Source organism: Gammaproteobacteria bacterium (assembly GCA_019911805.1).
Taxonomy (GTDB): domain Bacteria; phylum Pseudomonadota; class Gammaproteobacteria; order Thiohalobacterales; family Thiohalobacteraceae; genus JAHJQQ01.
The window spans coordinates 1-21,217 of the sequence record JAIOJV010000006.1; the positions used below are offsets into that span (position 1 = coordinate 1).

Genomic DNA, 21,217 nt, shown 5'->3' on the forward strand with positions numbered 1-21,217 from the left:
GTGTGGCGGCCGGTGGCACCACGGACCGGGACGGGGGTGAGGGCGGGGGTGCGAACAGTGGATCGGTCTCGTCGTCGCCGACGCCCGGTTCTGCCCGGACGAAGACATCCTCTTCCGCAGCCGCCTTGCGACGGCTCCAGACATAGACCCCCACCACCACCAGGGCCCCGATGAACAACAGTATCCAGCGTAGCGTATCCATATCGTTTCAGTCAGCGACAGCGGCGTCGCCGGGTCCCTCAGCTGGCCGCCAGCTTGGCAGCCGCATCCACGTCCACAGCGACCAGGCGGGATACGCCTGGCTCGTGCATGGTCACACCCATGAGCTGATTCGACAGTTCCATGGTGATCTTGTTGTGGGTGATGAAGATGAACTGCACCTGTTCGGACATCTCCTTGACCATGTCGCAGAATCGGCCGGCATTGGCGTCGTCCAGTGGCGCATCCACCTCGTCGAGCATACAGAATGGCGACGGATTCAGCTCGAAGATGGCGAACACCAGCGCGACTGCGGTCAACGCCTTCTCGCCCCCGGAAAGCAACTGGATGGTGCTGTTGCGCTTGCCCGGCGGACGAGCCATGACGGTCACACCGGTATCCAGCAGGTCTTCGCCGGTCAGCTCCAGATAGGCGTGGCCGCCGCCGAACAGGCGCGGGAACATGCGCTGCAGGCCGGCATTGACCTTGTCGAAGGTCTCCTTGAAACGCGTACGCGTCTCGCGATCAATTTTGCGGATGGCGTTCTCCAACGTCTCCAGCGCCTCGCTCAGATCGGCGTGCTGGGCGTCGAGATAGGTCTTGCGCTCGGATTGCTCCTCGAATTCCTCGATGGCCGCGAGATTGATCGGGCCGAGACGCTGTATCTTGTTCTCGAGCTGTTCCAGCTGCGCCGACCAGGTGTCGATGTCGGCGTGCTCGGGCAGCTCCTGGATCAGGGTCTCCAGGTGCATCCCGGTCTCGGCGAGCTGTTCCAGTAAGGTCTGACTGCGGACCTTGATCTCCTGGAAGTCGATGCGCAACTGCGACAGACGGTCGCGGACCTCTTGGGCGGTGCGTTCCCGGCCGGCGCGCGCCTGCTCGTCGCCACGCAGCTGATGGTCGATCTCCTCGACCCGGCGGCGGCTATCCGCCAGTTCCGCCTCGACCTGGGCGCGACGCGCCAGCAGCTGGGTGAGCTCCTCCTGCAGGGCCACGAGCGGTGCCTCGCCCGCCTCCAGCGCGATGCGCAGCTGCTCACGGCGCGTGCGTAAATGCGCCTGCTGGCCGCGCATGCGGTCGAGGTTCTGCTGGGTGGTGCCCCGGGCGGTGCGCATGGATTCGATCTGGATGGCGATGGCGTGGGCGGCATCGCGGTCGGTCTGGGCCTGGGCACGGGCCTGATCGAGGGCCGCGCGACGCTGCTCGCGCGCGCTGCTGCGGCGTTCGCGTTCGTCGGCGAGCACGTCCATCTGTTCCAGGGCCTCGGTCAGGCGACGGCGGGCGGCGGCGTGTTCGTCGTCGCCGCGCAGCCGCTCAGTGGTCAACTCCTCGGCCTCCTGGGCGATGGCCGCCAGACGTGCCTGCAGCTGTTCGTGACGCGAGCGGCGGGAGCTCAGCTGGGCGCGGGAATCGCTGCTCGCGCGGTGTGCCTGGTTGACGGCGATCTGCAGGTCTTCACGCCGGATCTCGGCGTCCCCCAGGGCCTCGCGAGCCTGCTCCAGGGTCGCTTCCAGGGTAGCCAGATATTCACTTTGAACTTCAAGTTCCGCTTTCAACGACTTGATTTCTTTCTCACGCGCCAGGATGCCTGCCTTGTCGTCGGCGGCATGCTTCACACGCAGCCAGCCGGCCCCGATCCACACCCCGTCGCGGGTCACGATGGACTCGCGCGCGCCCAGCCGATCCCGGTAGGCCAGGGCCTGATCCAGAGTTTCCGCGGCATACACGCCGCCCAACACGCCGGCCAGCGACCACGGCGCCTGGGCATGGTCGGTCAATGGCGCGAGCGGGCCGCGCGGCGCAGTCGGGGCCCGGGCCGTGTCGAATAAGGCCAGGTCGCCCTGATCGAGTCCGCCGAGTACGCCGGCGACCTGATCGATGTCCGCGACGCATACCGCCTCGAGGTAGGCGCCGAGCACGGTCTCGACGGCACGCTCCCAGCCCGATGCCACCTGCAACTGCTGCGCGAGGCGCGGTGCATCGGCGAGCCCCTGCGCCTGCAGCCAATCGGTGACAGCGCCGCCCGTCTGGCCGAGCGCGGCCTGCTGCAGCGCCTCCAGAGAGACCAGCCGGCCACGGGTGTCCTGCTGGGCACGCCGCTGGGCGTCGATATCGCGAGTCTGTCCCTGAACTTGTTCTCTCAATTCATTGATATTACTTCGAACACTATCTAGTTCTGCCTGCAGGCGACGTGCCTCGTCCTCGCGCTGCTCGGCCTCGCTTGCGAGCTGGGCGATCTCCTCGTCGAGGTTACCGCCGGTCAGGGACTGGCGCTCTGCGTTGATGCGATCGAGGCGCTGAGCGAGCTGCAGGACCTGGCGCTCCAAGTGGTCGATACGGGTGCGTTCGACCTCGGCGCTGCGCTGTGGCTCGGCGGCTCGGCGGTTGAAGTCGTCCCACTCCGCCTGCCAGGCCTGCATGCCCTGCTCCGCCTCGTGCAGCTGCGCCCCGGTCTCCTCGGCGCGCAGCTGCAACGCGGCCAGTGCCGGCTCCTGGGTGGCGAGCTGTTCGGCCAGCTCGGTCAGGCGCCGGGTATCGACGCCGATATGTGCCTCCACCTCGTTCCAGGCCGTGTCGGCCTGGGCCAGCTCCTGCTGCTGGCGCGCGCGTCCATCCTTGCCGTGCTGGATGCCCTGCTCGATGCGGGCGATCTCGGCGCCCAGCCCATAGTACCGACCCTGCACCTCGTTGAAGGCATCGTTGGCCTCGACCTGGGCCTCGCGGGCCTTCTCGATGGTGGCCTCCAGGGCACGCTGGTCGGCGATCACGGCCTCCAGCTCAAGCTCCAGTTCCTGGATGGCGCGCTGGCGTGCGGCACTCTCCTGATGGAGCTTCTGGTGTTTGAGGGTGAGCAGCTCGGCGCGTACCCGGCGCTCCTGCTGCTTGAGTTCCTTGTAGCGTTCGGCGGTGCGGGCCTGGCGCTGCAGCTTCTCCAGCTGCTTCTCAATTTCAACCCTCAAGTCATTAAGGCGAGAAAGATTTTCATGTGTGCGCTGGATGCGGTTCTCGGTCTCGCGGCGGCGCTCCTTGTACTTGGAGATGCCGGCCGCCTCCTCCAGATAGGTGCGCAGATCTTCCGGCCGCGCCTCGATCAGGCGCGAGATCATGCCCTGCTCGATGATGGAATAGCTGCGCGGCCCGAGACCGGTGCCGAGGAAGATATCGGTAATGTCGCGCCGCCGGCAGCGGACGCCGTTCAGAAAATAGGCCGAGGTGCCGTCGCGCGAGACCTGGCGCTTGATGGAGATCTCGCCGTACTGGGCGTATTGCCCGCCGACCTTGCCCTCGCTGTTGTCGAACACCAGTTCCACACTGGCATGGCCGACCGGCTTGCGGGCGCTGGAGCCGCTGAAGATGACGTCGGCCATGGAGCCGCCGCGCAGGTGCTTGGCGGAACTCTCGCCCATGACCCAGCGCACCGCATCGATGATGTTGGATTTGCCGCACCCGTTGGGCCCGACGATGCCCACCAGGTTGCTTGGCAGGTGGATCGTGGTGGGGTCGACGAACGATTTGAAGCCGGCGAGTTTGATCTTGTCTAGACGCATGGGGGGCGAAGATACAAGATGCGAGAGACAAGATACAAGGATTGACAACACAGTACTTCGTAGCGGCCCCCGGGCGGGTGCGCCCCATCCCCGCGAGCGGCGCAGGCGGCGGTCCGGGCCGCTTGTTTTTGCTTGTGTCTTGTCTCTCGCATCTTGTATCTTGCCCAGCCATGAGCAACCAACCGAGCAAGACCCTGGAAACCTTCCCCAACCCGCAGCCCGGCCGCGACTACCTGGTACGGATCCGGATGCCGGAGTTCACCTGCCTGTGCCCCAAGACCGGCCAGCCGGATTTTGCGACCCTGCTCCTGGAGTACATCCCGGAAGCCACCTGTGTCGAGTTGAAATCGCTGAAGCTCTACATCTGGTCGTTCCGCGACGAGGGCGCCTTCCATGAGGACGTCACCAACCGCATGCTCACCGACCTGGTGGCAGCGACCCGGCCACGCTTCATGCGGCTGACGGCGGAGTTCAACGTGCGTGGCGGCATCTACACCCATGTCGTGGCCGAACACCGCGCCCCCGGTTGGCAACCGGCTGCCAAGGTCGACCTGCCCTAGGAGCCTGTCGGACTTGAGACTGATCTACTGCGCCGGTGAGAGAGCAGCCCATTTTTCCGATCCTTTTATTCCGGGCATCCTGCCCTCCACCCTGCGGGCCGGCCTGGTGGCCGTTCCCCTTCGCTCCCGGCGAAGGGGTCGTCGAATAGCTGCGGCTATTCTCCTCAAACGATCGAAAAAAATGACCTTGCTCTCCCACCTTGCTCGCTACGATCGCTCAAGTCCGACAGGCTCCTAGACACGGCGGGCGACGTGACGGATCCGCGCTTTCTCGGCATCGACGTCGGCACCTCCGGGGTGCGTGCCTGCCTGATCGATACGCAGGGACGGGAGCTCGGTACGGCCCAGACCGCGCTGCCCGAACCGCTGCGCAGCAACGACAGCGTGGAACAGGATCCGGAGCTCTGGCGGCAGGCCCTGGTCGGGACCCTCGATGACCTCGCCGGACGCTGTGATCTGCATCGGGTCACCGCCCTCGCCCTCGATGCCACTTCGGCGACGGTACTCGCCTGCGATGCCGCCGGCGAACCGCTGGGACCCGCGCTGATGTATAACGACGGCCGCGCCGTCGCCGAGGCCGCACGCATCGCGACCGTGGCCGCGCCCGGGAGCGCGGCGCGCGGCCCCCACAGCGGGCTCGCCAAGGCGCTGTGGCTGCAGAAACGCTACCCGGCGACCGCGCGGCTGCTGCACCAGGCCGACTGGCTGACCGGCTGCCTGACGGGGCGCTTTGACAGCAGCGACGAGAACAACGTCCTCAAGCTCGGTTACGACCCCGTCGCCCGCCGCTGGCCCGACTGGCTCGCCACGCTGATACCCCTGGCGCGATTGCCGCAGGTACTGCCGCCAGGCACACCCATCGCACCCCTGCGACCGGACCTGGCCCGGCGCTGGGCCCTGCCACAGGCACAGGTCGTCGCCGGCACCACCGACAGTACTGCCGCCTTCCTTGCCACCGGCGCCGACCGCGTCGGCCAGGCCGTCACCTCGCTCGGCAGCACCCTGGTCCTCAAAGTGCTGGCGGCGTACCCGGTATCCGCACCCGAATACGGCGTCTACAGCCATCGACTGGGTGATCGCTGGCTGGTCGGCGGCGCCTCCAACAGCGGCGGGGCGGTGCTGCGACAGTATTTCGATGCAATCCGATTGCACGCCCTGGAGGCGCGGCTCGACCCAGGGCATCCGACCGGGCTCGACTATTACCCCCTGCCCGGTGTCGGTGAACGCTTCCCCCTCTGTGACCCGGGGCTGCGGCCACGCGTGGGACCCCGTCCCGCGGACGACGCGCGCTTCCTGCAGGGTCTGCTGGAAGGCATTGCGGCCATCGAGCACCGGGGTTATCGCCTGTTGCACACACTGGGCGCGCCCTATCCCGCCGAGGTGATCAGCGTGGGTGGCGGCGCCGCCAATGTGCCCTGGCGGCAGATCCGCGCACGGTACCTGGAGGTCCCGGTGACCGTCGCGGTGCATCAGGACGCGGCCTACGGCAGTGCGTGCCTGGCGATGCGAACAGCGGCATCCTGCTGAAACGACAGCCTGGCCATGAGAAACCTGCGAAAGATACCGAAACACAAAGAGGGTCTTGAAAATGGCTGTCCACCTCTCCCCGGGTGAGTGAAGATCTCTGGGTGAACCGTATGGTCTGGTCCATGCTGCTCCGGGTGTGTCCGCGGCAGATGCGGTTTTCAGGGTGTTCCGGGAAGGATGGGGGGCATGCATCGATCGTGTGGCTCGCGGCCGTGCGGCGAATTGGATTAACCTGCGTCAGCCCGTTAGACTGCGCCGCTCACTGACGCTCAGGTATGCCGCTCACGTGACCGTGTCCCGTCACAACCGGCCGCATGCGCCGTCGCCCCCTCCCTGCCAAGATGCCACTACGCCGCCTTAACGCACCCCGTCTGCACCGCTACAGCGCTGTCCTGGTGATCGGGCTGCTGGGCGGCGTACTGAGCATCGCTGCGTTCCTCTACGAGCGTCAGCAGGACCACAATCATCTGCAACAGCGTTTTGAGTTCCTCACCAAGGAACGGGCGATGCGCATGCAGGCGGGCATTGAGCGCGCCCTGGAGAGCCTTGCGTCGGCCGGTGGCCTGTTCGATGCCAGCAACCAGGTCACCCGTACCGAGTTCGAGGCCTTTCTGCGTGCCCATCTGGATGCCCACCCGGAAATCCGCGCCATCGAATGGCTGCCCCGGATTGCGGCCGACGAGCGTGCCGCCTTTGAGGCCGCGGCGCGCAGCACGGGCCGGGGGCATTTCCGGATCACCGAACGCGCGAGTGACGAAGCGCTCGTGCCAGCCGCGCCGCGGCCGGAATATTTCCCCGTATGGTTCGCAATGCCGGTGGAGGGAAACCATCCCGCACTCGGCTTCGACACCTACAGCCGGCCAAACAACCGCAGCGTCATGGATGCGGCACGGGATCGCGGCACAGTTCTGACCACGGAGGCCTTTACGCTGGTGCAGGATTTTGAACGCAACCGCAGCATCGCCATTTACCGGCCGATCTACGGTAGCAGCGTCATCCCCACTACGCTGCTGGAACGGCGCCGTGATCTGCGGGGCTTCCTGGTCATCCTGCTGCGCGTGGCCGATCTGTCCACGGCCTCATTGCCCGACGCGCAGTCCACCGCCATGGATTGGATGCTGATCGATGAATCGGCCTCAGCCGACAACCGCCTGCTCCACTTTCAGCCCTCGCGGCTGCGTCGTACCCCGGTTCCTCCACCGCCATCCGGGCACTTCGACGGGCCGTTGGTCGCGGCGATCCCCCTGCAGGTGCCAGGGCGCACGTGGCGTATGCACTTCGCGCCAGTACCCGAGTTCCATAGCCTGGGTGACCGCTCCCGCGAATGGCTGATGCTGGCGTTCGGCCTGGCCTTGACGACGCTGTTCGCCGTATATCAGGGATCGCGCATCCGCCGCGCCATCGAGGTCGAGAACCTCGCGCGGCGCGACTATCTCACCGGTCTTCCCAACCGCGCCCTGCTGGCGGAGCGGCTGGGGCACGCGCTGACGCTGGCCGACCGCGAGGCCCGCACGCTGGCCGTACTGTTTCTCGACCTGGACCGGTTCAAGCACATCAACGACAGTATGGGGCACTCCGTGGGCGACCACCTGCTGAAGCAGGTAGCACAACGTCTGAGCGCGGTGGTGCGCCGGGAGGATACGCTGGTGCGCATGGGCGGCGACGAATTCGTCGTACTGATGGAACGCTTCGATCACGAACGCGATGCGGCCGTGCTGGCCGACAAGGTGATCCAGTCGCTGGCCGTTCCCATCGAGGTCAACGGCCTGCCCTTGTACCTGACCACCAGCATCGGCATCAGCCTGTATCCCCGCGACGCCCGTAGTGCGGAAGGCCTGATCAGCAACGCGGACGCTGCCATGTATCGGGCCAAGGAATCGGGGCGCAACACCTATCAGTTCTATACCCCCGAACTCACGCGCATCGCCCGTGATCAGGTGACGCTGGTGAGCGATCTCAAGCACGCCCTGGAGCGTCAGGAGTTGGAACTATATTACCAACCCCAGATCGGCATCGCCGCGGGACGGATCTTCGGGGTCGAGGCGCTGCTGCGCTGGCGGCGCGGTGACAGCGGGCCGATCTGCCCAGGCCGTTTCATTCCGCTGTCCGAAGACACCGGCCTGATCATTCCCATCGGTGAATGGGTGCTGCGTGAGGCCTGCGCCCAGGCGCAACGCTGGCTGGATGCCGGTCTGCCGCTGGAGCGCATCTCGGTGAACCTCGCGGGACCACAGATCCAGCGTGGCAACATCGTCACCACGGTGGAACGGATACTGGCCGAGACCGGTCTGCCGCCGCACAAACTGGAGCTGGAGATCACCGAATCCGTCGTCATGGGACAAGAGGACACAGCCATCGCCGCCCTGCGGCGCCTGCGCCAACTGGGCATCACCATCGCCGTGGACGATTTCGGCACCGGCTACTCCTCGCTGTCACGACTCAAACAGCTTCCCATCGACCGCCTCAAGATCGATCGCTCGTTCGTGCAGGATCTGCCGTACGACGAGGATGACACCGCCATCGCCCGTGCCATCATCGCCCTGGGCCACAGCCTGGGGTTGCGCGTGATCGCCGAGGGCGTCGAGACCGCGGCGCAGGCACAGTTTCTTCTGGACGAGGGTTGCCCGGAGGCACAGGGCTACTACTACAGCCGGCCCGTGGCCGCAGATGAGATCACCGGCCTGATGCGCGACAATGGCCTCACGTGCAGCGCCCTTGGCCGCTGACCGGCCGCACGCCTCGTTCATGTCTCGGAGTTGCGGATGCAGGATCTCTTCAAAGGTGCAGCTTATCTCCTCGAAGGTTTCCGGCTGGTGCGTGCCCCCGGACTGAGGCGCTTCGTCATCGTGCCCTTGCTGGTCAACAGCCTGCTGTTCGCCGGCCTGATCTTCGTTGCCCTGCAAGGCTTCGAACAGCTGATGGCCTACCTGCTCGGCTTCCTGCCGGACTGGCTGCAGTGGCTGCAATACCTGCTATGGCCACTGTTCGCCCTCAGCGCGCTGTTGCTACTGACCTACAGCTTTACCCTGGTCGCCAACCTGATCGCTGCGCCCTTCAACGGTGTGCTCGCCGAGGCGGTCGAGAAACACCTTACCGGGCAGGCCACCGAAGAGACCGGTGGCTGGCGGGCCATCGTCATGGATATCCCGCGCAGCCTGTGGTCCGAGTTGCAGAAGCTCGGCTATTTCGCGCTGCGCGCCCTGCCGCTGCTGCTCCTGTTCGTGATCCCCGGCATCAACTTCGCCGCACCGCTGCTGTGGATGCTGTTCAGCGCCTGGATGCTCGCGCTGGAATACGCCGACTATCCCATGGACAACCATGGCCTGAAATTCCGTGAGCAACGGCCGCGCCTGCGGGCGCGGCCGCTGTTGACACTCGGCTTCGGTCTCGCCGTACTCGGGCTCACGCTCGTGCCGATCGTGAATTTCCTGATCATGCCCGCGGCAGTTGCCGGTGCCACGGCGCTGTGGACGCGAGAACTGCAGGGGCAGCCCCATTGAAGGCCCTCATGCCGCGAGGCTCACTGCCTTTCGAGATATCTACGCAGCCGCGCGACGCCTTCCTCTAACTGCGCCAGCGACGTCGTGTAGGCGAAGCGTACATGCTCGTCGGCGCGGTGCTGCCCGAAGTCGATACCCGGCGTGATTGCCACACCGGCCTCTTCGAGCAGCGCATGGCAGAAGGCGAAACTGTCGTCGGTGAAGCGGTGGCAGCCGGCGTAGAGGTAGAAGGCGCCCTGGGGTTCCAGGGGGATATCGAAGCCGAGCGCACGCAGGGCGGGCAGCAGGTAGTCGCGGCGGGCAGCGAAGGTCTGGCGTCGTTGCTCGAAGATGGCCTCTGCCGTGGGTGTGAAGGCCGCCAGTGCCGCATACTGCGCCAGCGTCGGTGCCGCCAGAAACAGGTTCTGGGCGAGCCGCTCGAGGGCCTCGATATAGTCCGGCGGCGCCACCAGCCAGCCAAGCCGCCAGCCGGTCATACCGAAATATTTCGAGAAGCTGTTGATGATGAAGACGTCATCGCCAACGGTCAGCGCCGACGCGGCCACCGCGTCGTAGGTGAGGCCATGATAGATCTCATCGACGATCAGGGCCGCGCCGTGTTCGCCGGCGAGGCCGTGCAGGCCGGCGAGCTGCCCTGGCGTCAACGAGGTGCCTGAGGGGTTGGCCGGCGAGGCAACCAACAGGGCCGCAGTAGCATCCGTCCAATGTGCCCGCGCCAGTTCCGGCGTGAGCTGATAGCCGTGGGTGGCGTCGGTCGGCACCAGCCGCGCCCGCCCTTCCAGCAGGCGGACGAGATTACGGTTGCACGGGTAACCGGGATCGCTCATCAGGACCTCGCGTCCCGGGTCGATCAGCGTAGCCAGCACCAGTTGCAGCGCACCCGATGCGCCCGGTGTCAGGAGGATCCGGTCGGGATCGATGTCCAGGCCGTCACGTGTGCGGTACAGGCCTGCGATCGCCTCCCGCAGCACCCGCAGACCGACCGCCGGCGTGTAGTGCGTCTGTCCCTGCGCCAGGGCTGCCTGTCCGGCGGCGATGATGGGTTCGGCAGTCGGGAAATCCGGCTCGCCGATCTCCATGTGCACGATGGACCGCCCCATGGCCTCCAGTTCACGCGCCCGCGCCAGCAGCGCCATCACGTGGAAGGGCCGGATATCGCCCATACGCCGGGCCAACGGTAATTTCGTTCCAGTCATCTGCGGCCGTGTCACTCACCCGAAATTGATCGATCCCGGCCGCCCCGCTGGGGTCACCGGCAGAGCGGTAACTGGAATTCACCGGCTTCGCGGGTTTTGCGGCTAACGCCCATGGACCCGACGCAACAGGTCGACATCCACATAGCTGGCTCCGTTTACCTCGCCTGCCAGCACCTGAAACGGGCGGTCCGGCTCACCGAGTTGGTCGAGCAGCAGCGCCGCGCCGCTGAAATCATGACGCTGAGTGTAATCGCTCACAGTCACGAGTGTCTTGAGTCCTGCGGCGCGCGCCGCGATCAGGCCATTCTCTGAATCCTCGAAGGCCAGGCATGCCGCCGGCTCAACACCCATGTGCTCCATAGCATAAAAGTAGATATCCGGCGCCGGTTTCTTGTTGGGCACCATGCTGCCCGCCGCGATCACCTCGAACCAGGACTCCGCATCGGCTGCGAGATTCGCCTTGAGCAGCGCCGTGACATTGTCCGGCGTGGTGGTCGTCGCGATCCCCAGGCGCAATCCTGCGGCGCGTGCCTCCGCCAGCAGGCGCCGCACCCCGGGACGCGGGGCAACCCCACCGGCGGCGACCCGGTCGGTGTAGATAGTGGTCTTCGTCTGGTGGAGATTGGCGATGAATGCCGCCATATCGTCCGGGCCGTGAAAATCCGGCCGCCGGGTGTCGAGATAGTGACGAATGCGTTCCTTGCCGCCGGTCACCCCGAGCAGTTCACGGTACAGGTCTTTGGACCAGACCCAGTCCAGGCCGGCCGTCGCGAAGGCGGCGTTGAACGCCTGCCTGTGTACCTCCTCGGTTTCCGCCAGGGTTCCGTCGACATCGAACAGCAGTGCGCGTAACTCGCTCATGGGCTGGATCATCTCCATCAAAAGGGCGGTATAGCGTAATGAAGTCCGGCGCCCCTTTCACGGTAGCGCGCGCGCGGGCTTTCCGCACCGCCTCCGGGCTTGACTCGCGCCGCGGCTAAGCCGAGACTTAGCCGCTTAAATTTGAGGGGCCGTTCCGTCCAACGACGCGGAATCGGCCCGTGATTTCGCCCTGACCCCATCTCGGGCGGGCGGAAACTCCGCATTTGCAGGAGAGCTGAATGGCTACCACAAAGAAGTCTGCGACCAAGAAGAAGACGGTCATAAAGAAGACTGCGACCAAGAGCGCACCGGCCAAGAAGGCCGCGATCAAAAAGGCGCCCGCCAAGAAGGCTACGGCACCAAAGGCAGCCGCCAAGAAGAGCGCGACCAGGAAACCGACGGCTGCGAAGAAGGTCGTAACCAGGAAAGCGACAGCCACCACGAAGGCTGTATCCAAGAAGACCGCTGCCCCTCCTGCCGCCAAGGCTCGCGCCAAGAAGGCTTCAGCCCCGAAGAGGACGGCTGCCGCCAAGCCGGCCGCCGGCACGAGCAGCACGCTGATCGACAGCATCGAGCCTTATCGCGAGACGCCTGGCGAAGACTACATGAACGATACCCAGCGGGAGCACTTCCGTAACATCCTGCGGGCGTGGAAGCGCGAACTGATGGAAGAAGTGGATCGTACCGTGCATCACATGCAGGATGAGGCCGCCAATTTCCCCGATCCCAACGACCGCGCCACGCAGGAATCGGAGTTCAGCATGGAACTCCGCACCCGCGATCGCGAGCGCAAGTTGATCAAGAAGATCGACGAAACCCTGGGCAAACTCGACCACGACGATTACGGCTATTGCGAGTCCTGCGGGATCGAGATCGGTATCCGCCGTCTGGAGGCCCGCCCTACCGCCGCGCTGTGTATCGATTGCAAGACGCTGGACGAGATCCGTGAAAAGCAGATGGGTGGTTGACGACAGTCGTGTGGCATGCCGCCGAGGGAGCTGTCCGCTGGCCGGCTTCTGTCTGGCGGTTGTATACTAGGGGCCTGTCAGTCAAAACCCGCTAGAATCGGCATGTATGTACATCGGCCGCTTCGCCCCCTCACCTACCGGTCCACTGCATTTCGGCTCCCTGGTCGCCGCCGTGGCCAGCTTCCTGGACGCACGCCACCATGAAGGGCGCTGGCTCCTGCGCATGGAGGATCTGGACAAGCCGCGCGAGCAACCCGGAGCCGCTGCTGCGATTCTGCACACGCTCGACCGTCTGGCCCTGCATTGGGACGGACCCGTGGTCTACCAGAGCGGGCGTCTGGAGGCCTACCGCGAGGCCATCGATCGCCTGGTCTCCACCGACCACGCCTATGCCTGTGCCTGTACCCGCCGCGAGGTCGCAGACAGCGCCCTCCAGGGCTGCGAAGGTCCCATCTATCCCGGCACCTGCCGGGCCGGTCTGGCCCCGGGCCAACACGGTCGGTCGGTGCGCGTGCGCGTGGACGGCCCAACCATCGTGTTCGACGATCGCCTGCAGGGACGTTGCACCCAGGATCTTTCCACCGAGATCGGGGATTTCGTTGCCCTGCGCGCCGACGGCATCGTCGCCTATCAGCTTGCCGTGGTCGTCGACGACGCGGCCCAGGGTGTGACGCATGTGGTGCGTGGCAGCGATCTGTTATCCTCCACCGCGCGACAGATTCACCTGCAGCGCCTGTTGGGCTATGCCACGCCCCAGTATCTGCATCTGCCGGTTGCCGTGAACGCCGCCGGTGAAAAACTCAGCAAACAGACTCGTGCCGCGCCCGTCGATGCCCGGTCGGCGACGGCGAGCGCGATACTGGCATTTCTCGGCCAGACGCTGCCGCCCGCTGCGACCGACATGCGGCTGGAGGAACTCTGGGGCCACGCGGCCCGCGCCTGGGATCCACGGCGGATACCGAAAAACCAGACCATCCGGGTGCATGCTCAGGACCGTCGCGGGCAGCCAGCGCCCAGCGCGACACGACCCTAGAACCGGGCACCTGTATTCGGTAATCTCCCCGGCAACGTGTGCATGCTCGCATAAAGGGCCACGTCCAGCACCGGTAAAACAGGAGTTCTGTCATGTCCGCAAGCAAGGCCTATCCGGTACCCACCGACTTCGGCGCCCATGCCCTGATCGACGCCGACCAGTACACCGCGATGTATCGTCGCTCCGTGGACGATCCGGAAGGCTTCTGGGCGGAGCAGGCACAGACCTTTCTCACCTGGACGAAACCCTGGTCGAAGGTACTCGACTGGGACTTTCATACGGGCTACATCCGCTGGTTCGAAGGTGGCAAGCTCAACGCCAGCTACAACTGCCTCGATCGCCACCTCGCCACCCGCGGCGATCAGACGGCGATCATCTGGGAGAGCGACGACCCCGGTATCGACAAGAAAATCACCTACCGGGAGCTGCATGCCGAAGTCTGCAGACTCGGCAATGTGCTGAAGAGCCGTGGGGTGAAAAAGGGCGACCGGGTCTGCATCTACATGCCGATGATTCCCGAGGCGGTCGCCGCCATGCTGGCCTGCGCGCGCATCGGCGCGGTGCACTCGGTGGTGTTCGGCGGCTTCTCACCCGAATCGCTCAAGGACCGCATCCTGAATTCGGAATGCCACGTGGTGATCACCGCCGACGAGGGTGTACGCGGCGGCCGTAGCGTGCCGCTCAAGGCGAACACCGATACCGCACTGCGGTCCTGTCCCGACGTGCACACCGTGCTGACCGTGAGGCGCACCGGTGGACAGGTCGCCTGGAATGCCGGGCGTGATGTCTGGTATCACGAGGCCATGGCGCGGGCCTCGACCGATTGTCCGCCCGAAGAAATGGATGCCGAAGACCCGCTGTTCATCCTCTATACCTCTGGTTCCACCGGTAAACCCAAGGGGGTATTGCACACCACCGGCGGCTATCTGCTGTTCTCTGCGATAACGCACAAGTACACCTTCGACTACCACGATGGGGACATCTACTGGTGCACGGCTGACGTGGGCTGGGTAACGGGCCATTCCTATATCGTCTACGGCCCGCTCGCCAACGGTGCCATCAGTCTGATGTTCGAGGGTGTGCCGACCTATCCCGATACCGGGCGTTTCTGGGCGGTAATTGATAAGCACAAGGTCAATACGTTCTACACCGCGCCGACCGCCATCCGCGCACTGATGCGCGAAGGCGAGGCGCCGGTGAAACGATATTCCCGTGCATCACTCCGACTCCTCGGCACCGTCGGTGAGCCGATCAACCCCGAGGCCTGGGAGTGGTACTACCATGTCGTCGGTGATGGCCGCTGCCCGGTGGTCGACACCTGGTGGCAGACCGAGACGGGCGGCCACATGATCACCCCGCTGCCCGGCGCGGCGCCCCTGAAGCCGGGTTCGGCCTCGCTGCCGTTCTTCGGTGTGGTACCGGCGATCGTCGACGCCGAGGGCCATATACTAGAGGGAATCTGCGAAGGCAGCCTGGTCATTACCCACCCCTGGCCCGGCCAGATGCGCACCGTCTACGGTGATCACCAGCGTTTCATCGATACCTATTTCCGGGCCTATCCCGGCATGTATGTCACCGGCGACGGCGCACGCCGTGATGCCGACGGCTACTACTGGATCACGGGTCGTATCGACGACGTGCTCAACGTCTCCGGCCACCGCCTTGGCACCGCGGAGGTCGAAAGTGCCCTGGTGCTGCACGCGGCGGTCGCCGAGGCCGCCGTGGTCGGTTTTCCGCACGATATCAAGGGTCAGGGCATCTACGCCTACGTTACCCTGATCAGAGGCGTGGAGCCGAGCGAGGTGCTGCGCAAGGAACTGGCGGCACTGGTCCGCAAGGAGATCGGCCCCATCGCGACACCGGACGTCATCCAATGGGCCCCCAGCCTGCCGAAGACACGCTCCGGCAAGATCATGCGTCGTATCCTGCGCAAGATTGCCGCGAACGAGGTGGACAACCTGGGCGATACCTCGACGTTGGCCGATCCCAGCGTCGTCGACGATCTGACCCGCAATCGGCTACACAAGTAACACGCAGCCCGACGGCGGTGCCGGTGGCACCGCCCCTTGCACGGCAGGCGCCGAGTCTCGGCCCAACCCCACCTGCCCCACCCTCTCCTACGGCCACACCCCCTAGGCCTCTTGCCATACACTGATAATTTTTGACTTAAATATCAATATATTATTTTTTTTCATTGATAAATTAGATCATGAAAGAACCTCCCCTTCTCAAGCTCGCGTCCGCTGGGCCGATACCTCACCCAGGCACAAATGTCAAGGATTTGACGGGGTCAGTCACCACCGATCCGATGCTGCGCGTCCCCGCCCGCATCCGCAGGAAGGACCCAGTGGTGCGACCCAGCCCGGGATGGCGGTGGTGCCTATCCAAACACCAGATCGACTGTCGAGAGAATCGCGCCCATGAATGTCCTGAAGACCCTGTTCATCGTGTCCTTCGCCTGCGCTTGGTACAGCATCGCCCAGAGCGCCCAGGCGGCCGATGACGACATCTATGCCATCCAGTTCTCGGAGGATGGCAAGTTCCTGGTCACGGGCGGCTCTGGTGGCAACAGCCCGCAGCTCGAGTACAGCGGCGGCATCAAGGTCTGGGACGTGGAGCGCGGCACACTGGTCAAGGCCTTTGGTGAGCAGACCGATCTCGACCGCATCTTCGGCGCGGAGTACGGCTCGGTCGGCAATCGCCATTGGGGCATCAGCAGCTTCAAGGACATCGTACTGACCGGCTCCTACCCGGACGGCAAAGTCGTACTGTTGCCGAGCTCGCTGGGCCGCATCGATGCGGCCAGCAATGTGCAACTGCCGGACTTCATCGGCGGCTATCTGGACCTGACATCCACGGCCGCGAGCCGTATTCCCCTCGAGCGCACGGCGGCCACTTCCCGCACCTGTGGCGACAGCAAGGACGCCTATGAATACATCGGCCCGGTCGTACCTTCCGAGAACGGGCACTTCGCCGCGGTGGTGGTGAATACCTGCAAGCAGGACAAGGAGCCCAACATACTGGTTGCACAGTACGACTCGACACTGCACGTCATGGACCTGCGCACACTGAAGCTGACCCATACCTTTCGTAACATCGACTCCGGCATCTATGCCGCCGGCATCACCGATGATGGCGAGCACATCGCCTTCGTCGGACGCGACCGCTTCGCAGTCATGGGGGTGGCCGACGATACATCGCGCACTATCGAGCAATATGAAGATGCAGTGTTTCAGGTACCACGCCAGTTCAGCGCCCTGTATTTCAATGCACAAGGCAATAAACTGGTATCACTGCACTACATCTACGACGTCGAGACTGGCAAGGAAACCGAACTCACCTGGCAGCCCGATTCGGCTGTGAACAAGGGTCGTACCGCCAGCGTCAAAATCGCCCCCGACCTGAGCTATTTCGTGCTGGTCAAACCGAAGAAATCCTTGATCGTCTTCGGCGAAGACGGCCTGCCCCATTCCTATGGCAAATCCGATCGTGTGGTTGTGGTCGACACCAAAACCGGTGAAGAACGCGAACTGGCGATTACCGATTCACGGCACGAGGGCAAGAAATGCGTCACCGACATCTCGCCGGACAGCCGCCGTGTTGCTGTGGCCTGCATGGGTGGGATCATCAAGGTATTCGATGTCGCCTCCGGCAACCTGGTATGGGAACAGCGCAATGTCGGCTACAAACGCAACCGCCTGGACAAGAATTTAATGCAGGTCCACGGGCCGGATAATTGGCAACAACTCGCCCTGCTCGCATCCAGGCGTTGAGCGTGAATCCATGACCCGGTCTACACGCCGGGAAGACGACACCGAACCGGCCGCAGCCTTGGGACTGCGGCCGGTCCGCGTTTGGGCCGCACCCCGGACGTGGGCACCACCGGCAATCTGGCGAGGCACAGATTCATCATGCGCAGGCCTTTGAAGCTCGGGTTACTGGTCACGACGGCGCTGATCATGGCGGCATTCCTGATTGCCCCGCTGATGCTCGACCATGAATCCCTCCGCCAGAGCCTGGCCGAGGAACTCGGCAACGCATTGGGCCACCCCGTTGCCATCGAATCACTTCAGATCACGCTGTTTCCGCGACCGACTGTCGAACTGCTGCAGGTCACCGTCGATCTCGGCGCACCTGCCACCACCGGGCTTGCGATCGGCAGACTCCGCGCCGTGCTCTCCTGGCATGCACTAGTGCGGGGCGAGCTGGTATTGCGCCATTTGAACATCGAGGCGGTGCAACTCGACCACGATCTCGTCGCACGCATCCGTGACTTATTCCCTCTATCGGGATCTGCCGACGCCGCAGCCGCCTTACCGGTTCGGCTGCGTGAGATGACAATCCGTGGGCTTACATGGAAGACCGCTGAAGGCACGATCCTTGGCCCCTTCGACACGAAGCTGAGCTGGAAGGACGCCCTGCGCCCGGCCGTCATCGAGTTCCGGCAAGGCGATGGCAAGCTGCATGTCCGCCTGCTGCCCGACCCCGCTGGTGTCATGGTCGCCCTGCAGGCCCGGGATTGGGCACCCCCCGGCAGGCCACAATGGCGATTCAGCCGACTGCAGGCCGAAGGACGTTACGCCGACCGGGGTATCGAGGTCGCGTCTGCGGAAGGCGAGTCCTTCGGTGGGAATTGGCAGTTCGCCGGTGCACTGGCCTGGGGTAATGTCTGGCAGTTGCGCGGCCAGCTGACTGCCACTGACCTTGAATTGCCGCTGCTGCTGGCGCTGACGGGAAACCCTCCGATCCCCGGTCACATCGACGGCCAGTGCGTGTTGTCCCTGCGAGCACCGACGCCGGATACCCTCGTTCAGGCACCCGGTCTCGACTGTGCGCTCGAACATCGTATCGGGGTCGACCGGGTGCAGATCGGTCTCCATACCAAGCCGGTGGCCGCAGGCCTTGCCTACCGGGTAGACGTGGAGCACCTGACCCTCCCCGTCGGTCCCGCATTACATTTTCAACAAATCGAGGCAAGTGGTCTGTTGCACGAAAAAACACTGGGTATCGACCGGATGAGCATCAGCGCCTATCGGGGTAGGCTCAAGGGCAGTGGCAAGCTTGAGTGGGGTGCGGGCTGGCTTTTCGGCTTCGATGTCGATGTGCAGGGGATGGAGATCGAGCCGCTACTGGCCACCTTCGACCAACAGAGCCTCAGCGGTCTGATCGATGCCAACTGCAACGGAGCGCTCCAGGCGAAGACGTTCACGTCCCTGGGTGCACACCCGGATCTCGGCTGCAAATTCAGGATCACCGACGGCATCATCTTCGCCGCCGACCTGGAGCGGGCGGCAACGCTGGTCAGGGGATCGACGCCCGCCGCCGGCAGCACGCCTTTCGATACGCTGGAGGGCAAGCTGCGGCTGGTCAACCAACGGACACAATTTGACCCGATACGGGTTCATTCCTCGGCACTCGAGGCGGCCGGTGCCGTGGGTATTGCCCCCGACCGGCAGCTGTCGGGTGAACTCAGTGTCGGTCTGAAGCATACCGGCGGCATGGTCTCGGTACCGCTCGTGGTCGGCGGCACGACCGATGACCCCGTCATACGACCGACCAACTCGGCACTGGCGGGCGGTGCCGCCGGGACATTGATGCTGGGACCGGGCATCGGCACCGCCATCGGAGTCAAGGTGGGCGAGGCCGTGCAGAAACTTGGCCGCTGGCTGCAGCCCAAGGCTGGGGATGCGCCGGCCGAGGCGCGCCCCCGCTGAACAGGGGAGTGCCACAGGCGCAGCTGGTCATCGGGGGCGCCGCCCGTTAAAATGCCGTCGGATATCACATTCTTCACGCCCTTCGTGGGTCTCGGGCGGTCCTGCCAGCGACTGCATCAGCTCGGAGCTGTCTCATGGAACTCACCACAGAAATGCTGTGGGTGCTCGGCTTTTTGGCCTTTACCATCTATCTGTTCGTTTCCGAGATTGTGCGTGTCGACGTCGCGGCCATCCTGGTCATGGTGCTGCTCGGCCTGACCACGATCCTGCCCTTCACCCCGCCACTGGTGAACACCGCCGAATTATTCGACGGCTTCGCCAGCAACGCCGTCGTCTCCATTATCGCCGTGATGATCCTTGGTGCGGGGCTCGATAAGACCGGCCTCATGAGTACGCTCGCGAATTTCATCCTCAAGATCGGCGGTACCACCGAGAAACGTATCATCCCGCTGATCTCGGGCACCGTCGGTTTCATCTCCAGCTTCATGCAGAACGTCGGTGCCGCCGCGCTGTTTCTGCCGGTGGTGAGCCGCATCTCCGCCCGGACCGGCCTGCCGCTGTCACGCCTGCTCATGCCGATGGGCTTCTGCGCCATCCTTGGCGGTACGGCGACCATGATCGGTTCGAGCCCACTGATCCTGCTGAATGATCTGATCACGACCTCCAATCAATCGCTGGTGGCGAGGGGCCTGGAGGAAATGCCAACCTTCGATCTGTTCGCGGTCACGCCCATCGGCCTGGCATTGATCATCACGGGTATCGCCTATTTCATGCTGGCCGGGCGCCATATTCTGCCGGATGTGAAGGGCGCACAGACCACCGCCGACAGTACACTGGAATATCTGCAGGAGGTCTATGGACTGGACTATGCACTCAACGAGGTGCTGGTTACCGCGGAAAGTCGACTTGTCGGTCGAACCGTCGATGAGGTGGAAAACGAATTCTATGTCCGCATCATTGCCATACAGTCGATCGACCGGCTCTATCTGGCTCCGGGCGGATTGGCCCGTGATGTCCGCATAGCGGCTGGGCAGATACTCGGAATACTTGCATCCGAATCTGCACTGCAACGTCTCAGCGAAACCACCCGCACGACCATCAGCCCCAATATCGCCGTGCTGGCGAGCGTACTCATGCCGACGCGCGCTGGCATCGCCGAGATCGTGATTCCACCGAGTTCCAACCTGATCGGCAAGTCCTGCCGGGATGTGTGGATGCGCAAGACCTATGGCCTCACTGTACTGGCCATCCACCGACAGGGTAAGGCGATCCGCGAAGACGAAGGCGTGGTCGATCTCCCGCTGCAGGGCGGCGACACCCTCATCTGCCATATTGCCTGGGAACAACTGGCCCGTCTGACCAAGGATCGCAACTTCGTGGTGGTCACCACTGAATACCCACACGAGGAATTGCGCCCACACAAGGTGCATTTCGCACTGCTCTTCTTCGCCATCGCCTTGGGTATGGTGTTGTTCACGGACACGCTGCTGTCAGTGGCGCTGTTGACCGGTGCCGTCGGCATGGTCGTCACCGGCGTGCTGTCCATGGATGAGGCCTACAAGGCGGTCAGCTGGAAGACCGTGTTCCTGCTCGCCAGCCTGATTCCTCTGGGCGTCGCGGTCGAACGCTCGGGCACGGCGGAATGGATCGCCGTCAAGACACTGGAACTGGTCGGTAGCGATGTCACCCCGTTGGCACTACAGGCAGTGATCGCCGTACTGGCGACCTTCTTCACGCTGGTGATGTCCAATGTGGGCGCCACGGTGCTGCTCGTGCCATTGGCGGTGAATATCGCTGTACAGGCGTCGGCCGCCGGTGTGGAAGGGGTCAATCCAGCGGTATTCGCGTTGACCGTCGCCCTTGCCACATCGAATTCCTTCCTGATCCCGACCCATCAGGTGAATGCCCTGATCATGGGGCCGGCCGGTTATTCGGTGAAGGATTTCATGCGCGCAGGCGGCATCATGACCGTACTGTTCCTGGTGGTCATGCTTTTCATGCTCGAGGTGGTTTTTTAAGACTGCGGCACCCGCTCATTACGCTGACGCTCCCGCCGGCAACGACAGCCGTTGCCGGCAACCGGGGCAGTCTTGGGTAGTCCGGGGTCCCGCG

The 21,217-nt window shown here is 64.2% G+C and carries 14 protein-coding genes; 10 read left to right on the forward strand and 4 right to left on the reverse strand.

Going from position 1 to position 21,217, the window contains the following annotated elements; translation table 11 throughout:
* Together K8I04_00335 and smc are read right to left on the reverse strand one after the other, a co-directional pair.
* Nucleotides 1-202, reverse strand: a 202-nt coding sequence (locus K8I04_00335) for a hypothetical protein (protein ID MBZ0070168.1), incomplete at its 3' end; no start/stop codon positions are given.
* Between the two features lie 37 nt (nt 203-239).
* A complete protein-coding gene (gene smc, locus K8I04_00340; GenBank protein MBZ0070169.1) occupies nt 240-3,746 on the reverse strand; it encodes a chromosome segregation protein SMC in 3,507 nt (1,168 codons plus the stop codon).
* A 170-nt stretch (nt 3,747-3,916) separates the two neighbouring features.
* On the opposite strand from smc, the gene queF reads away from it, so the two are divergent.
* From queF to cysZ, 4 genes are all read left to right on the forward strand, one after another.
* Entirely contained in the window at nt 3,917-4,306 is a 390-nt protein-coding gene (gene queF, locus K8I04_00345) for a preQ(1) synthase (GenBank protein MBZ0070170.1), read from the forward strand.
* Between the two features lie 252 nt (nt 4,307-4,558).
* On the forward strand, nt 4,559-5,833 hold the full coding sequence (locus K8I04_00350) for an FGGY-family carbohydrate kinase (GenBank protein ID MBZ0070171.1): 1,275 nt from the start codon (nt 4,559-4,561) through the stop codon (nt 5,831-5,833).
* 341 nt (nt 5,834-6,174) lie between these two features.
* Nucleotides 6,175-8,559: an EAL domain-containing protein gene (locus tag K8I04_00355; GenBank protein ID MBZ0070172.1), complete on the forward strand. Its 2,385-nt coding sequence runs from the start codon at nt 6,175-6,177 to the stop codon at nt 8,557-8,559.
* A 36-nt stretch (nt 8,560-8,595) separates the two neighbouring features.
* Nucleotides 8,596-9,333: a sulfate transporter CysZ gene (cysZ, locus tag K8I04_00360; GenBank protein ID MBZ0070173.1), complete on the forward strand. Its 738-nt coding sequence runs from the start codon at nt 8,596-8,598 to the stop codon at nt 9,331-9,333.
* A 20-nt stretch (nt 9,334-9,353) separates the two neighbouring features.
* Here the strand turns inward: cysZ and K8I04_00365 are convergent, their stop codons facing one another.
* Together K8I04_00365 and K8I04_00370 are read right to left on the reverse strand one after the other, a co-directional pair.
* The gene (locus K8I04_00365) at nt 9,354-10,529 is read right to left on the reverse strand and encodes a pyridoxal phosphate-dependent aminotransferase (GenBank protein MBZ0070174.1); all 1,176 of its coding nucleotides are present in this window, start codon (nt 10,527-10,529) and stop codon (nt 9,354-9,356) included.
* A gap of 102 nt (nt 10,530-10,631) precedes the next feature.
* On the reverse strand, nt 10,632-11,390 hold the full coding sequence (locus K8I04_00370) for an HAD family hydrolase (protein ID MBZ0070175.1): 759 nt from the start codon (nt 11,388-11,390) through the stop codon (nt 10,632-10,634).
* A 239-nt stretch (nt 11,391-11,629) separates the two neighbouring features.
* Here K8I04_00370 and dksA point away from each other — a divergent pair, with 239 nt between their 5' ends.
* The 6 genes from dksA to K8I04_00400 all read left to right on the forward strand — a co-directional run bounded on the left by dksA (nt 11,630) and on the right by K8I04_00400 (nt 21,123).
* Nucleotides 11,630-12,358, forward strand: coding sequence for an RNA polymerase-binding protein DksA (dksA, locus tag K8I04_00375; GenBank protein MBZ0070176.1), 729 nt, complete (start codon nt 11,630-11,632; stop codon nt 12,356-12,358).
* A gap of 106 nt (nt 12,359-12,464) precedes the next feature.
* On the forward strand, nt 12,465-13,391 hold the full coding sequence (gene gluQRS, locus K8I04_00380; protein MBZ0070177.1) for a tRNA glutamyl-Q(34) synthetase GluQRS: 927 nt from the start codon (nt 12,465-12,467) through the stop codon (nt 13,389-13,391).
* Between the two features lie 92 nt (nt 13,392-13,483).
* Entirely contained in the window at nt 13,484-15,421 is a 1,938-nt protein-coding gene (acs, locus tag K8I04_00385; protein MBZ0070178.1) for an acetate--CoA ligase, read from the forward strand.
* 390 nt (nt 15,422-15,811) lie between these two features.
* Nucleotides 15,812-17,164 carry a WD40 repeat domain-containing protein gene (locus tag K8I04_00390; GenBank protein MBZ0070179.1) on the forward strand — a complete coding sequence of 451 codons (1,353 nt, stop codon included), beginning with the start codon at nt 15,812-15,814 and terminating at the stop codon, nt 17,162-17,164.
* A gap of 138 nt (nt 17,165-17,302) precedes the next feature.
* Nucleotides 17,303-19,105, forward strand: a complete 1,803-nt coding sequence (locus K8I04_00395; GenBank protein MBZ0070180.1) for an AsmA family protein — start codon at nt 17,303-17,305, stop codon at nt 19,103-19,105.
* A 152-nt stretch (nt 19,106-19,257) separates the two neighbouring features.
* On the forward strand, nt 19,258-21,123 hold the full coding sequence (locus tag K8I04_00400) for an SLC13 family permease (GenBank protein MBZ0070181.1): 1,866 nt from the start codon (nt 19,258-19,260) through the stop codon (nt 21,121-21,123).
* Nucleotides 21,124-21,217 lie beyond the last annotated feature (94 nt).

Coding starts and splice junctions, on each gene's coding strand:
- smc (MBZ0070169.1), bottom strand. CDS start 3,746: ATGCGTCTAGACAAGATCAAACTCGCCGGCTTCAAATCGTTCGTCGAC.
- gluQRS (MBZ0070177.1), top strand. CDS start 12,465: ATGTACATCGGCCGCTTCGCCCCCTCACCTACCGGTCCACTGCATTTC.
- K8I04_00365 (MBZ0070174.1), bottom strand. CDS start 10,529: ATGACTGGAACGAAATTACCGTTGGCCCGGCGTATGGGCGATATCCGG.
- cysZ (MBZ0070173.1), top strand. CDS start 8,596: ATGCAGGATCTCTTCAAAGGTGCAGCTTATCTCCTCGAAGGTTTCCGG.
- K8I04_00390 (MBZ0070179.1), top strand. CDS start 15,812: ATGAATGTCCTGAAGACCCTGTTCATCGTGTCCTTCGCCTGCGCTTGG.
- queF (MBZ0070170.1), top strand. CDS start 3,917: ATGAGCAACCAACCGAGCAAGACCCTGGAAACCTTCCCCAACCCGCAG.
- acs (MBZ0070178.1), top strand. CDS start 13,484: ATGTCCGCAAGCAAGGCCTATCCGGTACCCACCGACTTCGGCGCCCAT.
- K8I04_00395 (MBZ0070180.1), top strand. CDS start 17,303: ATGCGCAGGCCTTTGAAGCTCGGGTTACTGGTCACGACGGCGCTGATC.
- dksA (MBZ0070176.1), top strand. CDS start 11,630: ATGGCTACCACAAAGAAGTCTGCGACCAAGAAGAAGACGGTCATAAAG.
- K8I04_00355 (MBZ0070172.1), top strand. CDS start 6,175: ATGCCACTACGCCGCCTTAACGCACCCCGTCTGCACCGCTACAGCGCT.
- K8I04_00400 (MBZ0070181.1), top strand. CDS start 19,258: ATGCTGTGGGTGCTCGGCTTTTTGGCCTTTACCATCTATCTGTTCGTT.
- K8I04_00370 (MBZ0070175.1), bottom strand. CDS start 11,390: ATGAGCGAGTTACGCGCACTGCTGTTCGATGTCGACGGAACCCTGGCG.